Here is a 1,863-nt window from a genome sequence, read left to right on the forward strand (position 1 = left end):
TTTTCGTACAAAACCTAGCGCAGCCCCCCCACAGACACAGACGAAGTTATAAACTAATTTTGTGTCGGCGCAGAATTATCCTCTCATCTCATTAGAAAATTTTAAAAGCGTCATTTTCGTAGTAGTACTTGAATGCTTCAAAGTAATCTTCAATAGTTGGGCTAGCAATTTGCTCGTTAACGTTGAATATTACGTCCTCTATCATGGGTGTATCTAAGGTTTCCTTCCATCCTTCAGTTATGACTTGCGGAGGCAAGTAGTCTTTAGAGTCTGGTGAAAAGTCTCGGCTATCTAAAGAAAATGAACCCTCGGTATCTAATTTCCACTCACCGTCCGGCAAATAAAACCACCCATCCGGCATATCTGAGATTTCTTTTAATACTTGTCTAATGCTATATTTTTTCATTAATTCCTCAACACGCTGAGTTTTGTAGTTTTTTAAATCCACCCTGTTGATTCGGGTGAAGGCTATTTTGCACTGGGCCAGGAGCCTTATGCTGTGATCTTGGAATTAACTCAATATCTGTAGGGCTTTGGGCATTATGATGCCATGAGTGACTAGGAGGGCTTCTATCGCTGAATCCTCCTCTTGGGCCTGGCTGTATATGCTCTACTACTTCTGGAGGAAGTGCTGATTTTAACTCCGGATATTTCACAGTCCTATTATACAGTTCCTCATTGGCGTACCTAAAATGTGTAGCGCGACCAGATCCATGAAGCTCCGCAGGCATTTCTACTCTTGTCCAAACGCTGTACTGGCTGCTGGAAAGTGGCCTCCCGCTTGCATCAAAGGGCATCCAGCCTAGAGGATCAATCCAACCTGTAGGGTTCCCCACATACTGATACAGATTACTCCCGCCATCCAACCCCATCGGATCCTGCGTAATAAACCGCCCCACCTCCGGATCGTAATACCGGAACGTGTTGTAGTGAAGCCCCGTCTCCTCATCAAAATACTGCCCCTGAAACCGCAGGTTCTGCTCGACCTCGTTCACGGTCAGCGCTTCGAGGCTTCCCCACGCCTTGTACGTCGCTTGCCAGACGATCTGGCCGTCGGTGTCGGTCATCTCCAGCGGCGTGCCGATCTGGTCGGTGTGGAAGTAGTAAAGCGTGTTTTCGGCTTCACCTTCACGCTGATCGACACGGGCCAGCGGCGCATAGCTGCCGGGCTCGTAGATGTACAGGCTGCTCTGTCCCGGCTGTTCTTCACGTAGCATCCGCAGGCCTTGCCAGAGGAAGCGTTTGTGCTGGGCCTGGCCGTTTACTTCGGACTGTTTGGCAACCCGTCGCCCCAGGCTGTCGTACTGGTACGTGCCGGTGCTATGAAGCTGGCTGTTCACCAGCGTTTCGGCTTTGACGAGACGGTTTTCACAGTCGTAGGTAAACGTCTGCCATTTCGCCAGACCACTGCGCTTTTCAACCAGATTGCCCCACGGATCATAGGTGTACTCCTGATCACGCCACTGTTTGAGGCGGTTGTCCTTCACATGGTCGAAGCGGCTGGTGTTGAAGTTCAGCCGGTTGGCCGCTGCGTCGTAGCGAAATTCCTCGCTGTCGACCAGCTTGCCGGTGTCGCGGCTGTGCAACTGGCCGTTGGCTTCATATTCATACTTAATCTCGCCACGCAGTTTGTCGAGGGTGCGGATCAGTTCGCCGGCCGGGTCGTACTGGTAGCGGCGGTGGATCGGGTTATAGGCGTGTTCCACCAGCAGTTGCGGGCTTTCGCTGCCCAGCACGCCGGAGAGTTTGTCGGCGGGTAATGTGGACGCGAACTGCCAGGACTTTCGGCCCATGGGGTCATAGCCGAAGCAGCTGGTGAGCCTGCCCTGGGTGCGGTAGACCTCGCGGTGCAGGTCGTCGCGT

The 1,863-nt window shown here is 52.2% G+C and carries 2 protein-coding genes; both read right to left on the bottom strand.

Annotated features, from left to right (window positions below; all coding sequences use genetic code 11):
- Positions 1 to 91: 91 nt before the first annotated feature.
- Positions 92 to 406: a DUF7716 domain-containing protein gene (locus tag BZK31_RS27575; RefSeq protein ID WP_083186354.1), complete on the bottom strand. Its 315-nt coding sequence runs from the start codon at positions 404 to 406 to the stop codon at positions 92 to 94.
- A gap of 7 nt (positions 407 to 413) precedes the next feature.
- Positions 414 to 1,863: RHS repeat domain-containing protein (locus BZK31_RS27580; protein WP_208617244.1), on the bottom strand; the 1,450-nt coding region annotated here is incomplete at its 5' end.

Origin of the sequence: Pseudomonas floridensis (assembly GCF_002087235.1) — a bacterium.
In the GTDB taxonomy this organism is placed as follows: Bacteria; Pseudomonadota; Gammaproteobacteria; order Pseudomonadales; family Pseudomonadaceae; genus Aquipseudomonas; species Aquipseudomonas floridensis.